Source organism: Castellaniella caeni NBRC 101664 (genome assembly GCF_001592225.1).
Taxonomy (GTDB): Bacteria; Pseudomonadota; Gammaproteobacteria; order Burkholderiales; family Burkholderiaceae_B; genus Castellaniella; species Castellaniella caeni.
In genome coordinates, this window is record NZ_BCWN01000014.1 from 26,937 (window position 1) to 46,242 (window position 19,306).

19 protein-coding genes are annotated in these 19,306 nt (G+C 65.6%); 16 read left to right on the forward strand and 3 right to left on the reverse strand.

Going from position 1 to position 19,306, the window contains the following annotated elements:
- The first annotated feature begins 3 nt into the window (after positions 1-3).
- Positions 4-834, forward strand: coding sequence for an S-formylglutathione hydrolase (gene fghA / locus CCA01S_RS09835; RefSeq protein ID WP_066457819.1), 831 nt, complete (start codon positions 4-6; stop codon positions 832-834).
- Here fghA and CCA01S_RS09840 read toward each other — a convergent pair.
- Positions 813-1,718 (reverse strand): LysR family transcriptional regulator, encoded by a 906-nt coding sequence (locus CCA01S_RS09840; RefSeq protein ID WP_066457648.1) that lies wholly within the window; start codon positions 1,716-1,718, stop codon positions 813-815. The two genes, fghA and CCA01S_RS09840, sit on opposite strands and share 22 nt — an antisense overlap.
- 182 nt (positions 1,719-1,900) lie before the next feature.
- Between CCA01S_RS09840 and CCA01S_RS09845 the strand changes: the two genes are divergently transcribed.
- From CCA01S_RS09845 to CCA01S_RS09915, 15 genes are all read left to right on the forward strand, one after another.
- Complete coding sequence (locus tag CCA01S_RS09845; protein ID WP_066457651.1) at positions 1,901-4,036, forward strand: 3-hydroxyacyl-CoA dehydrogenase NAD-binding domain-containing protein; 2,136 nt, start codon at positions 1,901-1,903, stop codon at positions 4,034-4,036.
- Positions 4,037-4,049: 13 nt separating this feature from the next.
- Positions 4,050-5,240 carry an acetyl-CoA C-acyltransferase gene (locus CCA01S_RS09850; RefSeq protein ID WP_066457653.1) on the forward strand — a complete coding sequence of 397 codons (1,191 nt, stop codon included), beginning with the start codon at positions 4,050-4,052 and terminating at the stop codon, positions 5,238-5,240.
- Between the two features lie 15 nt (positions 5,241-5,255).
- A complete protein-coding gene (locus CCA01S_RS09855; RefSeq protein WP_066457655.1) occupies positions 5,256-6,452 on the forward strand; it encodes an acyl-CoA dehydrogenase family protein in 1,197 nt (398 codons plus the stop codon).
- 13 nt (positions 6,453-6,465) lie between these two features.
- Entirely contained in the window at positions 6,466-7,605 is a 1,140-nt protein-coding gene (locus tag CCA01S_RS09860) for an acyl-CoA dehydrogenase family protein (protein WP_066457656.1), read from the forward strand.
- Complete coding sequence (locus tag CCA01S_RS09865) at positions 7,602-8,399, forward strand: oxepin-CoA hydrolase, alternative type (protein WP_066457662.1); 798 nt, start codon at positions 7,602-7,604, stop codon at positions 8,397-8,399. Before CCA01S_RS09860 ends, CCA01S_RS09865 begins: the two co-directional genes overlap by 4 nt.
- On the forward strand, positions 8,396-9,604 hold the full coding sequence (locus CCA01S_RS09870; RefSeq protein WP_066457665.1) for a CaiB/BaiF CoA transferase family protein: 1,209 nt from the start codon (positions 8,396-8,398) through the stop codon (positions 9,602-9,604). Before CCA01S_RS09865 ends, CCA01S_RS09870 begins: the two co-directional genes overlap by 4 nt.
- 38 nt (positions 9,605-9,642) lie before the next feature.
- On the forward strand, positions 9,643-10,650 hold the full coding sequence (locus tag CCA01S_RS09875) for an NAD(P)H-dependent flavin oxidoreductase (RefSeq protein ID WP_066457667.1): 1,008 nt from the start codon (positions 9,643-9,645) through the stop codon (positions 10,648-10,650).
- Positions 10,651-10,737: 87 nt separating this feature from the next.
- Positions 10,738-11,907 (forward strand): ABC transporter substrate-binding protein, encoded by a 1,170-nt coding sequence (locus CCA01S_RS09880; RefSeq protein WP_066457670.1) that lies wholly within the window; start codon positions 10,738-10,740, stop codon positions 11,905-11,907.
- Between the two features lie 127 nt (positions 11,908-12,034).
- On the forward strand, positions 12,035-12,907 hold the full coding sequence (locus CCA01S_RS09885) for a branched-chain amino acid ABC transporter permease (RefSeq protein WP_066457673.1): 873 nt from the start codon (positions 12,035-12,037) through the stop codon (positions 12,905-12,907).
- 2 nt (positions 12,908-12,909) lie between these two features.
- Positions 12,910-13,887, forward strand: coding sequence for a branched-chain amino acid ABC transporter permease (locus CCA01S_RS09890; protein ID WP_066457675.1), 978 nt, complete (start codon positions 12,910-12,912; stop codon positions 13,885-13,887).
- On the forward strand, positions 13,881-14,594 hold the full coding sequence (locus CCA01S_RS09895) for an ABC transporter ATP-binding protein (protein ID WP_066457677.1): 714 nt from the start codon (positions 13,881-13,883) through the stop codon (positions 14,592-14,594). Before CCA01S_RS09890 ends, CCA01S_RS09895 begins: the two co-directional genes overlap by 7 nt.
- Positions 14,587-15,288, forward strand: coding sequence for an ABC transporter ATP-binding protein (locus CCA01S_RS09900; protein WP_066457680.1), 702 nt, complete (start codon positions 14,587-14,589; stop codon positions 15,286-15,288). The genes CCA01S_RS09895 and CCA01S_RS09900 overlap by 8 nt, the downstream gene beginning before the upstream one ends.
- Complete coding sequence (locus CCA01S_RS09905) at positions 15,266-15,733, forward strand: PaaI family thioesterase (RefSeq protein WP_084386663.1); 468 nt, start codon at positions 15,266-15,268, stop codon at positions 15,731-15,733. Before CCA01S_RS09900 ends, CCA01S_RS09905 begins: the two co-directional genes overlap by 23 nt.
- 3 nt (positions 15,734-15,736) lie before the next feature.
- Entirely contained in the window at positions 15,737-16,489 is a 753-nt protein-coding gene (locus CCA01S_RS09910; protein WP_066457682.1) for an electron transfer flavoprotein subunit beta/FixA family protein, read from the forward strand.
- Positions 16,486-17,424, forward strand: a complete 939-nt coding sequence (locus CCA01S_RS09915) for an electron transfer flavoprotein subunit alpha/FixB family protein (protein WP_066457685.1) — start codon at positions 16,486-16,488, stop codon at positions 17,422-17,424. Before CCA01S_RS09910 ends, CCA01S_RS09915 begins: the two co-directional genes overlap by 4 nt.
- Before the next feature lie 33 nt (positions 17,425-17,457).
- Here CCA01S_RS09915 and CCA01S_RS09920 read toward each other — a convergent pair whose 3' ends face one another.
- Together CCA01S_RS09920 and CCA01S_RS09925 are read right to left on the reverse strand one after the other, a co-directional pair.
- Positions 17,458-18,762, reverse strand: coding sequence for a TRAP transporter large permease (locus CCA01S_RS09920; protein ID WP_066457694.1), 1,305 nt, complete (start codon positions 18,760-18,762; stop codon positions 17,458-17,460).
- On the reverse strand, positions 18,762-19,304 hold the full coding sequence (locus tag CCA01S_RS09925) for a TRAP transporter small permease (RefSeq protein ID WP_232305045.1): 543 nt from the start codon (positions 19,302-19,304) through the stop codon (positions 18,762-18,764). The genes CCA01S_RS09920 and CCA01S_RS09925 overlap by 1 nt, the downstream gene beginning before the upstream one ends.
- Between the last annotated feature and the right edge of the window lie 2 nt (positions 19,305-19,306).

Here is a 19,306-nt window from a genome sequence, read left to right on the forward strand (position 1 = left end):
GAGATTGAACGGGTCGAGCAGCACGCCTGCTTTGGCGGCCGCCAGGAAGTCTGGCGCCATGAATCCGCCGTGCTGGGCTGCGCCATGCGCTTTGCCGTGTACCTGCCGCCCGCGGCCCTGCAGGGCCAGGCCTGCCCGGTGCTGTACTGGCTCTCGGGCCTGACCTGCTCCGAGCAGAACTTCATCACCAAGGCCGGCGCCCAGGCGCATGCCGCCCGGCACGGCCTGATTCTCGTGGCCCCTGACACCAGCCCGCGCGGCGACGGCGTTGCCGATGACCCCGCCTACGACCTGGGGCAGGGGGCGGGCTTTTACTTGAATGCCACCCAGGCGCCCTGGGCCGCGCACTACCGCATGCAGGATTACGTGGCCCAAGAGCTGCCCGATCTCATCGAGCGGCATTTTCCGGCCATGTCGGCGCGCGGCATCGCCGGGCATTCCATGGGCGGGCATGGCGCCCTGGTGACGGCCTTGCGCAACCCTGGGCGCTATCACAGCGTCTCGGCCTTCTCGCCCATCGTGGCACCCAGCCAGGTGCCCTGGGGCCAGAAGGCGTTTGCCGCGTACCTGGGCGACGACACTACCGCCTGGGCGGCGTGGGATGCCGTCGAGCTGCTGCGCGATGCCCCAGAGCGGCTGCCGCTGCTGGTCGATCAAGGGCTGGACGACGAGTTTTTAGCGCCGCAGCTGCGTCCTGAATTGCTCGAAGCCGCCTGCCGCGCGGCGGGCCATCCGCTGACCCTGCGGCGTCACGCGGGCTACGACCACAGCTACTACTTCATCGCCAGCTTCATCGGCGAGCACGTCGAACATCACGCCAAGGCGTTGCGGTAGGTCTGCGCGCGATCCAGCATGTACTCGATGAAGGTCGAGGTGGATCGCGTGTGGTAGCGGTTGGGCATATAGAGCATGAACATCTCGGTGCCGAAGATGCTGAGATACCACTCGTTGAGCGTGGTATCGACTTCGCCGCGCGCCACTTCAGCCCGCACGACGTAGTCGGGGACGATGCCCACCCCCAGGCCCGCCATGATGGCCTGGTGCAGGAACAGAAAATTTTCCGACATCAGCGTGGGTTCGAGCAGTACCTCCTGGCGGCGCTGCTTCAGGTAGGCCGACAGCCGCAGTTGGCGGCCCGCGACCCCCGAGGTGATGATGGGGGCCTTGGGCAGGTCTTCCAGCCGTTGCGGCAACCCGTATTGCTCGACGTATGCCTGTGACGCGCAAGCGGTGTAGCGCACGGGCCCCATGGGGCGCGCCACCAGGTTTTGCGGCGGGTTGGACATGACGCGAATGGAAATGTCTACTTCATCGCGCAGCATGTCGATGATGTGGTTCTCGAACATGACGTCCAGCACGATGCCTGGATACTGGCGCTTGAAATCGATGAGCCAGTGCGTCATCACCACTTGTCCGAAGCCGCTGGGGATGCTCAGGCGGATGCGGCCGCGCAGCATGTGCCCCAGCTCGCGCACGGAGTCCTTGGCGGTGGCGAGTTCAGACTGGATTTTGCTGCCGTGCTCGTACAGGCGCAGCCCGACCTCGGTGGGCTCGATGCGCCGGGTGGTGCGCCGCACCAGTTGCTGCCCCAGGGATCGTTCGAGTCGGTTGAGGTGATAGCTGACGTTGGCGCGGGTCATTTTCAGGCGGCGGGCGGCGGCGCTGAGGTTGCCGGCATCGAGGATTTCAACCAGAAAAATCAGGGATTCGGCGTTCATGGAACCTTGCGTCATGACGTGTTCACGGTCAATGTCAAAAATCGTTTGACAGTGTGTCAACTATCTATGCCATTGTAAAGGGGTTTGATCAGTGAAAGAATCATTCCCATAAATCAAACACTGTCATCGAGCACTGCCGCGCGCATTCGGCGTTCGGCATTCAGCATCCAGGAGACCCCGACATGACCGACCCCCGACACCCTTCCGTTCCTGCCGTCACCTGGCGGCGGGAAGGCCCCGTTCTGCTGGTGACGATCGATCACCCGCCCGTGAACGCGCTGGGGGTCGAGGTGCGCCGGGGCTTGCTGGCGGCGCTGGACGCGGCCCAGGCGGATGTGGCGGTGCAGGCCGTGCTGCTGCTGGGCAAGGGACGCAATTTCATCGCCGGCGCGGATATCCGCGAATTTGGCCAGCCCCCCCAGGCGCCTTTGCTCACCGATGTCTGCAACCGGATCGAAGCCTGCCCGCGGCCCGTGATCGCCGCCGTGCAAGGGGCGGCGTTCGGCGGCGGGCTCGAGGTCGTGCTGGCAGCGCACTACCGCCTGGCCGTGCCGGGTGCAAAGTTCGCCTTGCCCGAGGTCACGCTGGGCCTGCTGCCAGGGGCCGGCGGCACGCAGCGGGCGCCGCGCCTGATCGGTGTCGAGGCGGCGCTCAAGCTGATGCTCGACGGCAAGCCCGTGGCCGCTCGACAGGCCGCCGACCTGGGCTTGGTGGATCGGCTGGCCACTGGCACCGACCCGCAGGCCGAGGGTCTGGCTTATGCGCACGAACTGCTGGCGGCGGGTGCCGCGGTGCGGCCCACGCGCGACCGCGCGATTGCCGCCGATGCCGTCCCCGCCGCCCGCCAGGCCATCGAGGCGGCCCGCGGCAGCCTGAACAAAAAGCACCGTGGCCTGTTTTCTCCGGCGCGCATTGTCGATGCCGTCGAAGCCGTGCTGGACGTCCCCTTCGACGAGGGCCTGCGCCTTGAGCGCAGCTTCTTTTTGCAGTGCCTCGATACGCCGCAGCGTGCGGCGCTGGTGCACGCTTTTTTCGCCGAACGCGAAGCGGCCAAGGTGCCCGAGGCGGGCCGTGCCCGGCCCCGTTCCCTGGAGCGGATCGGCATCGTGGGCGGCGGCACGATGGGGGCGGGCATTGCCGTGGCGATGCTCGATGCGGGCTTGCCGGTCGTCATGATCGAACGCGACGACCCCAGCCTGGCGCGTGGCCAGGCCCACGTCGCCAAGGTCTATGACAGTCTGGTGCAACGCGGTCGGCTGGATGCCGCCGAGCGCGACCGCCGACTGACGCTGTTTTCCGGATCGACGGACTACGCTGCGCTGGCGCAGGCCGACCTGGTGGTCGAGGCGGTGTTTGAAGACATGGCGGTGAAGTCCGCCGTCTTCGCCGAACTGGATCGGGTCTGCAAACCGGGGGCCGTGCTGGCCAGCAATACCTCGTACCTGGACATCAATGCGCTGGCCAAGACCGTGGCCCGGCCGCAAGATGTGATCGGCCTGCATTTCTTCTCGCCCGCCAACATCATGAAGCTGCTCGAAATCGTCGTGCCCGAACAGGTGGCCGACGACGTCGTGGCAACCGGCTTCGCCCTGGCCAAGCGCCTGAAGAAAGTGGCGGTGCGCGCGGGCGTGTGCGACGGCTTCATCGGCAACCGCATCCTGGCCGTCTATCGGCAGGCGGCGGATTATCTGCTGGCCGACGGCGCCTCGCCCTACCAGATCGACCAGGCGGTGCGCCATTTCGGCTTTCCGATGGGGCCGTTCCAGGTCACCGATCTGGCAGGGGGCGACATTGGCTGGGCCACGCGCAAGCGCCGGGCCGCCACGCGCGACCCTTTGCTGCGCTACGTGCCCGCGGCCGACCGCCTGTGCGAGCGCGGCTGGTTCGGGCAGAAAACGGGCCGTGGCTGGTATCTGTATCCGGACGGCGCGCGCGTCGGACAGGAAGACCCCGAGGTGCTGGCCATCGTGGCCGAAGTGCGCCAGCAGCTGGGCGCCGTGCAGCGCACATTCACCGAGGACGAAATCCTGCGCCGCTACCTGGCCGCCATGATCAACGAAGGGGCCAACGTCGTGCACCAGGGCATTGCCTTGCGGCCTCTGGACGTGGACGTGGCCATGCTCTATGGCTACGGCTTTCCGCGCCATCGCGGCGGGCCCCTGCACTACGCCGATCAGGTCGGGCTGGACAAAATCCTGGCCGATATTCACGAATTCGCGGCGCAAGACCCGCACTTCTGGAAGCCTTCCCCCTTGCTGCTGCAACTGGTGGCGCAAGGCAGGCGGTTCCAGGATTTGAACCAGCTTCAACAAGACTGAGGAGACACGCATCATGCGAGAGGCCGTCATCGTTTCAACCGCCCGTACACCGCTGACCAAAGCGCATCGGGGCGAATTCAACATCACGCCGGGCCCCACCCTGGCCGCTTACGCCGTGCGCGCCGCCGTCGAGCGCGCGGGCGTCGATCCCGCCCAGATCGAGGACATGATCCTGGGCTGCGGCTATCCCGAAGGCACCACGGGGCGCAATATCGCGCGCCAGACCGTCATCCGTTCCGGGCTGCCTGTCACGGTGGCGGGCACCACCGTCAACCGCTTCTGCGCCTCGGGCCTGCAGGCCATCGCCATGGCCGCCGGGCGCATCGTGCTCGAAGGGGTGCCCGCCATGATCGCCGGCGGGGTGGAAAGCTGCTCGCAGATTCAGGGGCGCAGCGCCACCGACGCCGGCACGACAGGCATCGACCCCTGGATTGCCGAGCACAAGCCCGAACTCTATCTGTCCATGATCCAGACCGCCGACATCGTGGCGCGCCGCTATGGCATCACGCGTGAAGACCAGGATCGTTTCTCCGTGGAGAGCCAGCGCCGCACCGCCCAGGCGCAGGCCACGGGTGTGTTCAAGGACGAAATCATTGCCTGCACGACCACCATGGCGGTGAAGAACAAAGAAACCGGCGAGCTCACCCAGACCGAAGTCACGGTGGATCACGACACTTGCAACCGCCCTGGCACCACCTACGAAAACCTGGCCAAGCTGACGCCCGTGATGGGGCCGGATCAGTTCGTCACGGCGGGCAACGCCTCGCAGCTCTCCGATGGCGCCGCGGCCTGCGTGCTGGTCGAAGCGCGCGAGGCCGAACGCCTCGGGTTGCAGCCGCTTGGGGCCTTCCGTGGGCTGGCCGTGGCCGGCTGCGAGCCCGATGAAATGGGCATCGGCCCCGTGTTTGCCGTGCCCCGCCTGCTGCAGCGTTACGGCCTGAAGATGGACGACATCGGTCTGTGGGAACTCAACGAGGCCTTTGCCTCGCAAGCCCTGTACTGCCAGCGCACGCTGGGCATTCCGCACGAACTGCTCAACGTCAACGGCGGCGCCATTTCCATCGGTCACCCCTTTGGCACCACGGGCGCGCGCCTGGCCGGGCACGTGCTGCTCGAAGGCAAGCGGCGCGGCGTGAAGTACGCCGTGACCACCATGTGCATCGGCGGCGGCATGGGAGCAGCGGGGCTGTTCGAAATCTACTGATCTCAAGGAATTTCCATGGATTTGAATTTCACTCCGGAAGAGGAACTCTTCCGGCAGGAAGTGTGCGCCTTTCTGGAAGCCAAACTGCCGCAGCGGCTGTCCGACAAAGTGGCCCAAGGCCTGCACTTGAGCAAGGCCGACATGCAGTCCTGGCACGCCATCCTGAACGAGCAGGGTTGGCTCGCCAGCCACTGGCCGATCGAATACGGCGGCACGGGCTGGGATCCCGTGCGCAAGTTCATCTTCGACAACGAGTGCGCGCTCGCGCACGCCCCGCGCGTGGTGCCGTTTGGCGTCAATATGCTGGGCCCCGTGCTCATCAAGTACGGCAACGAAGCGCAAAAGCGCTACTGGCTGCCCCGCATCCTGGATGGTTCCGACTGGTGGTGCCAGGGCTATTCCGAGCCGGGCGCGGGTTCCGACCTGGCGGGCCTGAAGACGCGCGCCGTGCGCGATGGCGACCACTATGTCGTCAATGGCCAGAAAACCTGGACGACGCTCGGCCAGCACGCCAACATGATTTTCTGCCTGGTGCGCACCGACCCGGATGCCAAGAAGCAGGCGGGCATCAGCTTTCTGCTGATCGACATGAACACCCCGGGCGTCGAAGTGCGGCCCATCATCACGCTCGATGGCGCGCACGAGGTCAACGAGGTGTTCTTCACCGACGTGCGAGTGCCCGTGGAAAACCTGGTGGGCGAGGAAAACCGGGGCTGGACGTGCGCCAAGTATCTGCTGACGTATGAACGTACCAACATTGCCGGCGTAGGCATGTCGGCCGCTGCGCTGGCGCGCCTGCGCAGCATCGCCGCCAAGCTGCAGAAAAATGGCCGTCCCCTGGTGCAAGACCCCGTGTTTGCCGCGCGCCTGGCGAAGATCGAAATCGATCTGGAAAACATGAAGATCACCAATCTGCGCGTCATCGCGGCGGTGGCCGGGGGCGGTGTGCCGGGCGCCGAGAGCTCGATGCTGAAGATCCGCGGCACCCAGATTCGCCAGGAAATCACCGCGCTGATGCGCCGCGCCATGGGGCCGTACGCCCAGCCGCTGCAAAGCGCTGCCCTGGAAGAAGACTTTGTCGGCCCGTGGGTTGGGCCGCAAGAAGCCGCGCCGGTGGCCGCCCAGTACTTCAACAATCGCAAGCTGTCGATCTTTGGCGGATCGAACGAGATCCAGCGCAACATCATCTCCAAGATGATCCTCGGACTGTAAGGGGATTGCATTCATGAATTTTGAACATACCGAAGACCGTCGCATGATGGCGGAGTCGCTGGGCCGCTACTTGCGCGAGCAGTATCCGTTTGCCGAGCGCGACACGATTGCCCGCTCTGCGGCGGGCCGCAGCCCCGAGCACTGGCAGCGCATGGCGCAGATGGGTATCGTGGGCGCTCTCTTTGGCGAGCATCAGGGGGGATATGGCGGCGCGGGGTTTGACTTGGCCGTGGTCTTTGAAGAACTGGGCCGCCGCCTGGTGACCGAGCCCTTTCTGGGGACTTTGATGGCGGGGCTGGCCTTGTCCGAGGCTGCGGGCAACGCGGGACAGGCCCGGGTGCAGGCCATGATCGATGGCCAGTGCATTGGCGCCTTTGCGCATGCCGAGCCTGACGCCGCCTATGCGCTTGCCCGAGTGAGCACGACGGCGCGGCGCACCGAGGGCGGCTGGGTGTTGGACGGGGCCAAGGCGGTGGTGCCGCACGCCGAGGCCGCCGACCTGCTCGTCGTCAGCGCGCGCACCTCGGGCGCGCCCGCCGACGAACAGGGCATCAGCCTGTTCGTCGTGTCGGCCAAGGCCGTCGGCCTGGCACTGCGCGGCTACCCCTTGGTGGATGGCGGGCGCGCCGCCGAGCTTGTCCTGACGAACGTGCGTCTGGGCGACGAGGCGCTGCTGGGCGCCGTGGATCAGGCCTATCCTCTGATCGAGCGCATCGTCGGAGCGGGTGTTCTGGCCCTGTGCGCCGAAAGCCTGGGGGCCATGGAAGTGGCCAAGGACGATACGCTGGAATACCTGCGCACGCGCCAGCAGTTCGGTGTGCCGATCGGCAGCTTTCAGGCGTTGCAGCATCGCATGGTGGACGTGCTGCTCGAAATCGAGCAGGCGCGCTCCGCCGTCATCCGGGCCGCTGCCGCGCTCGATGGCGACGATCGCTTGGCCCGCGAACAGGCGCTGTCGGCGGCCAAGTACACCATCGGCCGGGTGGGCATTCTGGTGGCCGAAGAGGCCATCCAGCTGCACGGCGGTATCGGTATGACCTGGGAGTTGCCGCTGGCGCACTATGCCAAGCGCCTGGTGATGATCGATCACCAGTTGGGCGACGAAGACTTTCACCTGCAGCGCTACATGGCGCTGGGCGGAGCCCGCTCATGAGCGAAAGACTGGTGTCGCGCCGCGAAGGCGCCGTGCAGGTGCTGGTAAACCACAATCCCCAGGCGCGCAACGCGCTCAGCCCGGAGTTTTACTCCGCCTTGCGCGAGGCGTTGACGGTTGCCGCCGCCGATCCCGAGGTCGGCGCTGTGGTGCTCGTCGGCGCGCAGGGATACTTCTGCGCGGGCGGCGATCTCAACCAACTGGCCAAGCGCCGCGAACTCACCGAGTCGCAGCGCCGTGAGCGCATCGAGGCTCTGCATGAGACCGTGCGCGCCATCCGCCGCTGTCCCAAGCCCGTGCTGGCCGCGGTGGAAGGGGGCGCCGCCGGGGCGGGGGTCTCGCTGGCCCTGGCCTGCGACCTGCTGGTCATGGCCGAGGACGCCTATTTGTCGCTCGCCTACGTCAAGGTGGGCCTGAGCCCGGATGGCGGTGCCACGGCCTTTCTGGCCGAGTTCATGCCGCGCCAGCTGCTGGCCGAGCTGGTGCTCACGGGCGACCGGATCGCCGCGCCCCGGTTGGCCAGCCTGGGCGTGGTCAACCGGGTGGCCGCGCCCGGCAGCGCCGAGGCGCAGGCCATCGAGTTGGCCCAGCGCCTGGCGCGCGGCCCGCAACGAGCCATGGCGCGTATCAAGGCCCTGTCGCTCAGCGCCCATCATCACTCGGTGGAAGCGCAGCTGGATGCGGAGGCCGAGCGTATGGCGGCCTCCCTGGGGGATGCGGAAGCCGCTGAGGGTATCGGGGCGTTCTTCGGCAAGCGTGCCGCCGACTTCATCTCTTTGAGGAAACTGTCATGACGAGCGCAACGGCTCATCTGCCCCTGGCCGGGGTACGTGTTCTGGATTTGTCCCGCGTGCTGGCCGGCCCCATGTCGGCCATGACGCTGGGAGACCTGGGCGCCGAGGTGATCAAGGTCGAACACCCGGGCCGCGGCGACGATACGCGCGACTGGGGCGTACGGGTGGGACGCACCGAGACGGCCTATTTCAACAGCGTCAATCGCAACAAGCGCTCCATCACCCTGGATCTGAAATCCGCCGAAGGCCAGCGTATCGCCCGCGAGCTGGCGCTGCAGTGCGATGTGGTCGTGCAAAATTTCAAGGTGGGCGGGGTCGAACGCATGGGGCTGGGCTACGAGCAGTTGAGTGCGCTCAATCCACGTCTCGTCTATTGCTCGATCTCCGGCTACAACAGCCATGGCCCCGAGGCCACCCGGCCCGGCTACGACCTGGTGGTGCAGGGCGAAACCGGCCTCATGGCCTTGAATGGTGAGGTCAACCAGCCGCCGCTGAAATTCGGTGTGGCGGTCGTGGACATGTTCACCGGCATGTACGCCGCCCAGGCCATGCTGGCCGCCCTGTACGAGCGCGAACGCACCGGGCGCGGGCGCCACATCCAGATGGCGCTGTACGACTGCGGCCTGATGATCTCGGCCTACTACGGGCTCGAGGCCTTGCTGCGCGGCGAAGACCCGCCTAAATACGGCAACAACCATCCGTCCATCATGCCCTATGGCGTCTTCGAGGCGCAGGACGGGCCGCTGGTGGTGACGGTGGGCAACAACAGCCAATTCGAGCGCTTCTGCCGCGAAGTCATCGAACGCCCCGATCTGGCCGACGACGAGCGCTTCAAGACCAATCTGCTGCGCGCCGCCAACCGCGAGGCCTTGAACCCGGTGCTCATCGACGAAATCCGCCGTCGGCCCCGCGCGCAGCTGCTCGAACGGCTGGCCGCCTGCGGCATCCCCTGCGGCGAGGTGCTGGGCCTGCACGAGGCGCTCACGTCGCGCCGCGCCGTCGAGGGCGGCCTGGTGCAAAGCCTGCCGCATCCGCATGCGCAGTCTACCTACGTGCTGGCGCCACCTTACCGCTTCGATGGCCAGCGCCCGCCCATTCGCAAGGCGCCGCCGCAGCTGGGGGCGGATACCGCCGAGGTGCTGCAGTCGTTGCTGGCCGTGGACGCGGACGGCCTGGCCCGGCTCAAGGCCGAACAGGTGATCTAGCGGCACGGCCATTCCAGAGGACAGAGGAGACTTTAATCATGTCGATTCCGTATCAAACGGACATCACCCGGCTCTATGGCATCCGCTTGCCCGTCGTGGCGGGCGGCCTGATGTGGCTGGCCAACGCCGATTACGTGGCGGCGGCCTCGCGCGCCGGCATCATGGGTTTCATCACCGCGGCGAGCTTTCCCGAAGAACAGCAGCTGCGCGGCGAAATTCGCCGCTGCCGTGACCTGTGCGACGGCGGCCCCTTCGGTGTCAATGTCTCGATGCTGCCCAAGCTGGTGCCGGGCGAAAAGACCCAGCAGGTCTTCGAAACCATCATCGACGAGGGCGTGCGCTTTGTCGAGACCTCGGGCCGCAGCCCCGAAGCCTATCTGCCCCTGCTGAAATCGGCGGGGGTGAAGGTGCTGCACAAGGTGCCCGCCGTGCGCTACGCCCTCAAGGCCCAGTCGCTGGGCGTCGATGCCGTGGCCATCGTCGGGGCCGAGTGCGGCGGGCATCCCGGCATGGACATGGTAGGCACCATCGTCAACACGGCCTGGGCGCAGCATGCCCTGCACATCCCCTATCTGGTGGGCGGCGGTATCGGCCACGGCTCGCAGATCGTTGCCGCCCTGGCCATGGGCGCTGCCGGCGTGGTGGTGGGCACCCGCTTCCTGGTGGCCGATGAAATCTGGGCGCATGCGGAGTTCAAGCAGCGGCTCATCCAGGCGCAGCCTACGGATACCGACCTGTGCATGCAGTCGATCAAGAACACGGTGCGCACCCTGCGCAACGAGACGACGGCGCTGGTCAAGGCGATGGAGGTCGAAAACCCCCAGGTGACGATTGCCGACCTGATGCCGCTGGTCTCGGGCCAGATCGGGCGCAATGCTTACAAGACGGGCGACTGGTCGCGCGGCCTGCTGGCGGCGGGCCATGCGCTGGCTTTCGTCGATCGGGCGGAACCATTGGCCGCCATCGTGGCGCGCCTGCAAGAACAAATGCTGCAAGCCATGCAGCGGCTGGATGCTGTCCGCCGCGTCGCAGCGTCGGTGGATTGATTCGCCGACCAGTATGGATTGAATTGATTTTTTCACGAAAGGCCTCCGACAAGGTCTTGTTGAACGTCACACAAAAGGAGAAATGTCATGGTTCGAGGATTAGGCAAAATCTGCGTGCTGTCTGCGGTGGCCCTGTGCCTGCAGATGGGCTCGGCGGCAGCCGATGAAATTCTGGTGGGGGTCGAAGGCCCGATGACTGGCGCGCTGGCGCGCGAGGGCGGCGGCATGATCCAGGGGGTCGAAGTGGCCGCCGAGCTCTTTAACAAGTCGCAAAGCAAGCACACGATCAAGCTCGTCAAGATCGACGACGAATCGCAGCCCGCGAAGGCGGTGGCCGCCGTCGAGAAGCTGGCGGGCGAGGGGGCGGTGGCGATCACCGGCGGCTATGGCTCGAACAACGTGGGCCCGGCCTCAGACGCCGCCAACAAGCTGGGCCTGCCCTACATCACCTCGGGGGCGGTGGCCGATGGTCTCACGCAGCGCGGTTTCAAAACCTTTTTCCGGGTCAACAACACGGCGGGTTATCAAAAGGCGCTGGTTGGCCTGATGGAAACCATGAAGATCGAGTCCGTTTCAGTGTTGTATTCCACCAAAGAGGCCAATGCGCACCTGGCCGCCGACACTGAAAAGGAAATGGCGAGCAAGGGCGTCAAAGTCATCATGCACGCCTTCGACCCGGCCACCACCGACTTCAAGCCGCTCATCAACAAGGTACGCCTGAAAGACAAGGCCGACGTCATCCTGATGGTGGGCTACGAAAACGACTACGTGGGCATTCTGCGGGCGGCCAAGGTGCTCAAGCCCAAGGTCAAGGCCATGATCGGCGTCTGGGGGCTGGTGACACCCAAGATGATGAAGGAATTCCCCGACGTGGTGCAAAACGTCTTCGGCACGGCGGCCTTGCCCTATCCGGTGGAATTCACCTCGCCCGAGGGCAAGGCATTTGCCGAAGCCTACGAGGCGCGCTTCAAGGACGATGTGGGCTACCTGCAGCAGTTCGGCTACGTCCAGGGCAAGATCCTGTTCGAAGCCATTGCCCGGGCCGCCGACAAGGGCACGCTGAAGTCGGGCGGCGTGGCGCAAGAGCTGGCCGCCACCGACGCCCAGACCCTGATTGGCCGGGTGCAGTTCAACGAACAGGGCGACAACATCAATTTTGCCCATCACATCGGTCAGATTCAGGGCGACAAGATCGTGCTGGTATGGCCCGAGGATGCGGCCACCGGCAAGATGGCCTATCCCGGGGTGCCCTGGTAAGCAGACCCGGGCACGGCGGTGCCCGCCCCTGGCCGGCCGCGTGATCCGGGGCTGGGCCGGGGCCGCCGCCGACGACACTGGGCATCCGGGCCCGGTGCACTTTATTTGAACGTGGAGCATTTCTTCCATGATGGAACTCATTTTGCAGTCGCTCTATTCAGGCGTCCTGCAGGGCGGCTCGTACGCCCTGGTGGCGCTTGGACTGGCGCTGGTCTTCGGGACGATGAAGGTGATCAACCTCGCCCACGGAGAACTCGTCCTGTTGGCGGCCTACATCGCCTACACGGTCGAGGCGGGGCTGGGCATCAGCCCCATCTACGCCATTCCCATCGCACTGGTGGTGGTGAGCCTGTGCTCGGTGCTCGTGTACTGGCTGGTGAACATGATCCGGGCCGACCGTGAGCTCAATTCGCTGATCCTCACCTACGGCGCGGGCGTCATGCTCACCAACGCCATCCTGCTCACCTGGTCGGCCGACGTGCATTCGACCTCGTCGTCCTGGCTGCAGGATGCCGTGGTGCTTGGGCCGCTGTACAGCATGCGCGGCGAGGTGCTGTTCTTCGGGATCGCGCTGGTGCTGATGCTTGCGCTGTGGTGGTGGCTGTCGCGCAGCTGGTACGGGCGTGCCGTGCGCGCCGTCTCCAGCAACCGGGACGCGGCCAAGCTCATGGGCATCAACCCGCGCACGACCGAGATCGTCTCGTTCGTGGTGGCCGGCATCCTGGCGGCTTTCGCCGGGGTGGCCATCTTCAGCTACGGCGTCATCCAGCCAGCCTTTGGCCATGCGCTGACGATCAAGGCCTTCATCATCACGGTGCTGGCGGGCATCGGCTCGATTCCGGGCGTGCTGATCGGCGGCCTGCTGCTGGGGATCGCCGAGGCGCTGACCGTCACTCTGTACAGCTCGGCCTTGCAGGAGCTGGTCGGGATGGTGCTGTTCCTGCTGGTGCTGTTTGTCATGCCCAATGGCCTGTTTGGCGCCAAGGCGCGAAGGGGGTGAACATGAAACTATCGAAATCGGCCCTGCTCGGGATCGTGCTGGCGTACGGCATCATCCCGTGGCTGCTGGGCGACAACAACTACGTCATGAGCCTGATCGTGGCCGCCTTGATCATCGGGGGCGTCGCGCTGGCCTGGGCCTTGCTGGGCAACCTGGGCGGGATGGTCAGCTTCGGGCATTCCGCGTTTTTCGGGGTGGGGGCCTACGTCTCCGCCTTGCTCACCATGAAGGCTGGCATGCCGGTGCTGCCCGCCATGCTGCTGGGCGGCGTCGGAGCCGTGCTGGCGTCGCTGGTGATGCTGCCGGTGCTGCGCCTGAAAGGCCCGTACTTCGCCCTGGCAATCCTGGCGTATGCGCACATCTTCCGCATCGTCGCCACGGAATGGGAATCGGTCACGGGCGGTTCGGGCGGGCTGGCCAGCGTGCCCCAACTGCCTGTCGTGCTGGGCTTCGACCTGTCGAGCAAGACAGGCGGCTACGTGCTCATCCTCACCCTGCTGCTGGTGTTCATCGTGGCGTACCGCCACATCCGCGCCAGCCACTACGGCATCGCCCTGCGGGCCATGCACGGCAGCGAGGACGCTACCCGCGTGGTGGGCGTCAACAGCGTACTGCTCAAGGCCATGATGCTGTTCGTCTCGGCCTTCATGACGGGCGTCGTCGGGGCCTTCAACGTGCATTACATCAACTTCCTCGAACCCGATTACGCTTTCAACAGCATGTGGGTGATGCTGCCCATCGTCGCGGCTATCTTCGGCGGCTATCGCACGATCTCCGGGCCTGTCATCGGCGCCGTGACCGTCTATCTGGTGGATCAGCTGATCTTCAAGAACCTCATGCCCACTGGCCATCAGCTGGTGCTGGGGGCCTTGCTGGTGGCCATGATCATTTTCAGCCCCGGCGGCCTGGTGCCCCTGGTGCGCAAGATCCCTGGCATGCAGCGGATCGCAAGTGGTTCTACGGGGGAGCAGGCATGCTGAAGCTCGAAAATCTGTCGGTCCGGTTCGGCGGCCTGACGGCGGTCAACGCCGTCAGCCTGTCGGTGCGCTCGGACGAAGTGGTCGGCCTGGTCGGCCCCAACGGTGCCGGGAAAACCACGTTGTTCAACGCCATCTCGGGCCTGGTGCGCCCGTCGGACGGGCGCATCCTGTTCGACACCCGCGACATCGTTCGCGCGCCCCTGCATCGTCGGGCCCGCATGGGTATCGGGCGCACGTTCCAGATCCCGCAGCCCATGCACGAACTGACGGTGCGCGAGAACCTGATCGTGGCGCAGCGTTTCGGCACCGGGCGCGTCGATCCAGCCCGGCTCGACGAGGTGCTGGCCTTCACCGGCCTGGGCGCCAAGGCCGATCACGATGCCGCCACCGGGCTGGCGCTGACCGAACTCAAGGCGCTGGAAGTGGCCAAGGCGCTTGCCACCGACCCCAAGCTGCTCATGCTCGACGAGGTGCTGGCCGGGCTCGAGACCGCGGGCAAGCGCCGTTTCATGAACATGCTCAAAGAGCTGCATGCCAAGTTTTCCGTCGGCATTCTGATCATCGAGCACGATATCGAGACCATCAGCAATCTGTGCGACCGGGTGGCCGTGCTCAACTTCGGCGAACTGATCGCCGATGGCACGCCCGACGAGGTCTTCAGCAACCCCGAGGTCATCAAGAGCTACACAGGAGACGGCCATGCTTGAAATCAAGGATGTGCGCGCGGGCTATGGCGCCATCAACGTGCTGTGGGATGTGTCGCTGTCGGTGCCCCAGGGGCAGCTGACCACCATCGTCGGCCCCAATGGGGCCGGCAAGACGACGCTGCTGCGCGCCATCATGGGGCTCATCCCCTTGACCCAGGGCAGCATCAGCTTCGAGGGCCGCCCCCTGGGCGGCGCGTCCACCTGGGATTTGCTTGGTCAGGGGATCGCCATGATTCCCGAGGGACGGATGGTGTTCAAGGACATGTCCATCGAGGAAAACCTGATGCTGGGCGCCTACCCCAAGTCCCGGCGCGCCGGGGCCAAGGCCAATTGCGAGAAGGCCTACGCCCTGTTTCCGCGGCTGAAAGAGCGTCGTACCCAGCTGGCCGGCACCTTGTCCGGCGGCGAGGCCCAGATGCTGGCCATGGGTCGCGGTCTGATGTCCGATCCGCACCTGCTCATCATCGACGAACCTTCCCTGGGCCTGGCCCCGGTGATCGTCAACGAACTCTTCGACGTGCTGGCCCAGTTGAAAAAAGAAGGCCGCACGATCGTGCTGGTCGAACAGAACACGCACAAGGCGGTCGGCGTGGCCGACCATGTCCACCTGATGCAGGGCGGGAAAATCCAGCTTTCCCAGGCCGCTGCGGATGTCGATATCGAGGCGCTGCATGAACTCTACTTTGCCCGCTGAACTTGCCGAGGCGCTGAACGAAAGTGCCATCGGCCGCGGCTTTGCCGCGCAGACTGGCTGCCGCATCGTGGCCTGGCGCGATGGTTGTGCCGAGCTCGAACTGGACATCGAACCACGCCACCTGAACCGTGGCGGCACGGTGCATGGCGGCGTGCTGGCCACGCTCATCGACGTGACGGGCGCCCTGGCCGGGCTGTACACCGGCTCGCCGGAGCACCCGCGCAAGGCGGTCACGCTGTCGCTGAACATCAGCTACACGGGCCAGGTCTCCGCAGGCACTCTGCACGCGCGGGGCAAGGTGCAGTCCGCCGGGCGCAGCGTGTTTTTTTCCAGAACCGAGGTTTTCGACGATGAAGGTCATCCCATTGCCCACGGGGATGCCGTCAACCGCTACCGCCGGGGTAGCGAGGGGGCCTCGTCCCATCCCTCTTCTTTGAAGGAATGATTCGTGAATATTGTCGTACCCGTCAAACGGGTGGTGGATTACAACGTCAAGGTGCGCGTCAAGCGTGACGGCACCGGGGTGGATTTGGCCAACGTCAAGATGGCCATGAACCCGTTCGATGAAATTGCTGTGGAAGAGGCCGTGCGCCTCAAGGAGGCGGGGCTGGCGGAAGCGGTCGTCGTCGTCAGTTGCGGGGCGGCCGCCTGCCAGGAAACCCTGCGCACGGCTCTGGCCATGGGGGCCGATCGCGCCATCCTGGTGCAGACCGATGCCGAACTGCAGCCGCTGGCGGTGGCCCGCCTGCTGCAGGCCGTGTGCCAGCAAGAATCACCCGGCCTGGTCATCTGCGGCAAGCAGGCCATCGATGACGATGCCGGCCAGACCGGCCAGATGCTGGCCGCCCTGCTGGGCTGGCCACAGGCCACGTTCGCCTCGCAGGTGGCGGTGGCCGATGGCCGCGCCACGGTCACGCGCGAAGTGGACGGCGGGCTGGAAACGCTTGAGCTGACCCTGCCCGCCGTGGTCACCACCGATCTGCGCCTGAACCAGCCGCGCTACGTCACGCTGCCCAACATCATGAAGGCGAAGAAAAAGCCGCTGGACATCCTGACGCCCGAGGGGCTGGGGGTGGCGGTGCAGGCCAATCTGACCGTGCTGCAGGTGAGCGAACCCGCGGCGCGCAGCGCCGGCGTTCGGGTGGCCGACGCCGCCCAGCTGCTCGACCGTCTCAAAAATGAAGCCAAGGTGATTGCATGACCATTCTCGTACTTGCCGAACACACGCATCAGCACCTGGGTGCCGCCACTGCCAACGTCGTCGCGGCGGCCCTTGCTCTGGGCGATGAGGTGCACGTGCTGGTGGCGGGCACCGATTGTCAGGCTGCGGCCGAGCAGGCTCGTGAGCTGGCCGGTGTATCGCGCGTCCTGCTGGTCGATGCGCCGCACTATCGAGATCAGCTGGCCGAGAATCTGGCCGCGCTCATCCTGGCGCATGCCCCGGGGTATGAACACATCCTGGCGGCGGCTTCTCCTGCGGGCAAGAGCACCTTGCCCCGGGTGGCGGCCTTGCTGGGGGTTGCGCAGATTTCCGATGTGATCGCCGTCGAAGACAGCGCGACCTTCGTGCGCCCCATTTATGCGGGCAATGCTCTGGCGCGGGTGCGCAGCACGGACGCCGTCAAGGTGATGACGATTCGCACGACAGCCTTCGACGCCGTCGCGTCAGGCGCCGTGGTTCCTGTCGAAACGCTGCCAGCCGGCCCCGACCTGGGCCTGTCCCGGCTAGTGAGCCGCGCGCTCACGGTCAGCGAGCGCCCCGAGCTGGGTGCCGCCGACATCATTGTTTCCGGTGGGCGTGGCCTGGGCAGCGGCGAGCATTACCGGCAGGTGCTCGAGCCCCTGGCTGACCGCCTGGGTGCTGCCCTGGGCGCCTCGCGCGCAGCGGTGGACGCGGGCTTCGTGCCCAACGACTACCAGGTGGGACAGACGGGCAAGATCGTGGCCCCGCAGCTGTACATCGCCGTGGGCATCTCGGGGGCCATCCAGCACCTGGCCGGCATGAAAGACTCCAAGGTGATCGTGGCTGTCAACAAAGACCCCGAAGCGCCCATCTTCGGCGTGGCCGATTACGGGCTGGAGGCCGATCTGTTCACGGCGGTGCCCGAACTGGTGCAGGCGCTGCAACCGGCCTGAGCGTTGGCGTGCAGCCTGTCTTTGCACGCAAGCTCAACCGCCGTACATCATCCTCGGCAGCACCATCACAACATCGGGGAAGACGGTGAAGATCGCCGCCGCAAGGATCAGCATGAGGAAAAACGGGAAGGCGGCCTTCGAGATGAACACGATGTCGCGTCCCGTCATGCCCTGCAGGACGAACAGGTTGAGGCCGACGGGTGGGGTCAGTTGCCCCATTTCCACCACCAGGACGAGATACACGCCAAACCAGATGGTGTCGATGCCCGCCGCTTGAACCGCGGGCAGGAGCACCGCCGTGGTCAGCACGACGATGGAAATTCCGTCCAGGAAACACCCCATGATGATGAAAAATACGGTCAGCGCGGCGATAAACGTGTAGCTGCTGAGCTGCATGCCGGTGATCCACCCTGCAATCATGGCGGGTAGCCCGGAATAGCCCATTGCCAGGGTCAGGAAGGCTGATCCGGCCAGAATGAAGGCAATCATGGATGACGAAAGCGTGGCTGCGATCAGCCCCTCTTTGAAGGACTGCCAGCTCAGGTCGCCAAACCACCAGCTCATGGCCAGCGCCAGTACCACGCCGACCGCGGCGGAGTCTGTGGGGCTGGCAAGCCCCAGGTAGATGGAGCCCACGACCCCCGCGATCAGCAGAACGACCGGCAGCAGCCGACGAGAGGCCTGAAATTTTTGCCCCAGTGTGGTGGGGGGGTCTTTGGGCGGAGTTTTGGCGCGCCCGGTGATCGACTGCAGTGCCACGTATCCCATGTAGAGTGCGATGACGACCAGCCCGGGCAGTATCCCCGCGATGAAAAGCCGGGCGATGGATTGCTCAGCCGCCACGCCGTAGACGATCATGATGATGGAGGGGGGGATCAAGAGCCCCAGGGTGGCGGAACCCGCCACCGTGCCCAATACCAGGCGTTCGTCGTAGCCTCGCGCCTTGAGTTCGGGCACGGCGACCTTGGCGACCGTGGCGCACGTGGCCGCTGAAGATCCACTGACGGCGGCGAAGATGCCCGAGGCAAGAATGCCGACGTGACCCAGCCCGCCGGGGATGGGGCGCATCCAGGGGGCGAGCCCTGTGAACAGGTCTTTGGACATGCGCGAGCGAAACAGGATTTCGCCCATCCAGATGAAAAGCGGCAGCGCCGCCAGCGACCACTCGGTGGACGACGTCCAGATGTTGGTGCCGAGTACGTCGGTGATCGGTGCGCTGGCAAAGAGGACGACACCCACGAGCCCGGTGACGAACAAGGCAATGGAAATCCACAGGCCAGCGGCCAGGCTGCCAAAGAGCACCGCCAGAAGGACGAACGACATGAGGGAGACAGACATCAGGTGACCTCTTCGGCGTGGTTGTCCGTGCTCAGGGCCTCGCTATGACCATCGCGCAGAACCTCGAAAAATGTGTGGATGGCGGCTACCAGGAAGACAGCCGCGCCGATGCACATGACCAGTTGTGGAATCCAGAGTGGTTCGCGCAGCAAGCCGGTGCCCCGGTCGCCCCAGGCATACGACTGGTAGGCCAGCTGGCCCAGGCTGTAGGTGAACAGCCCGCCGATGAGTACGGCAAGCAGCGCAACCAAGGTCAGGCTGACGCGCTGTGCCAGTCTCGGTAGACGTACCTCGAGCAAGGTGACACGGATGTGCGCGGCCTTGCGCAGCCCCAGGCCCAGAGACAGGAAGGTGGCGAAAGCCAGCGCGTAGCCCGATAGCGCGGTATAGGAGGGGATGAGCAGGCCGAAACTGGTGCCAAACAGCCGTGTGGCAACGTAGTCGATGATGTTCAGCAGCACCTGGCCGAACACCACGACGACGATGCCCACCAGTGAGGCGGCAGCCAGCAGGCCTGTGATGCGATAGAGCGCATCCAGCATCT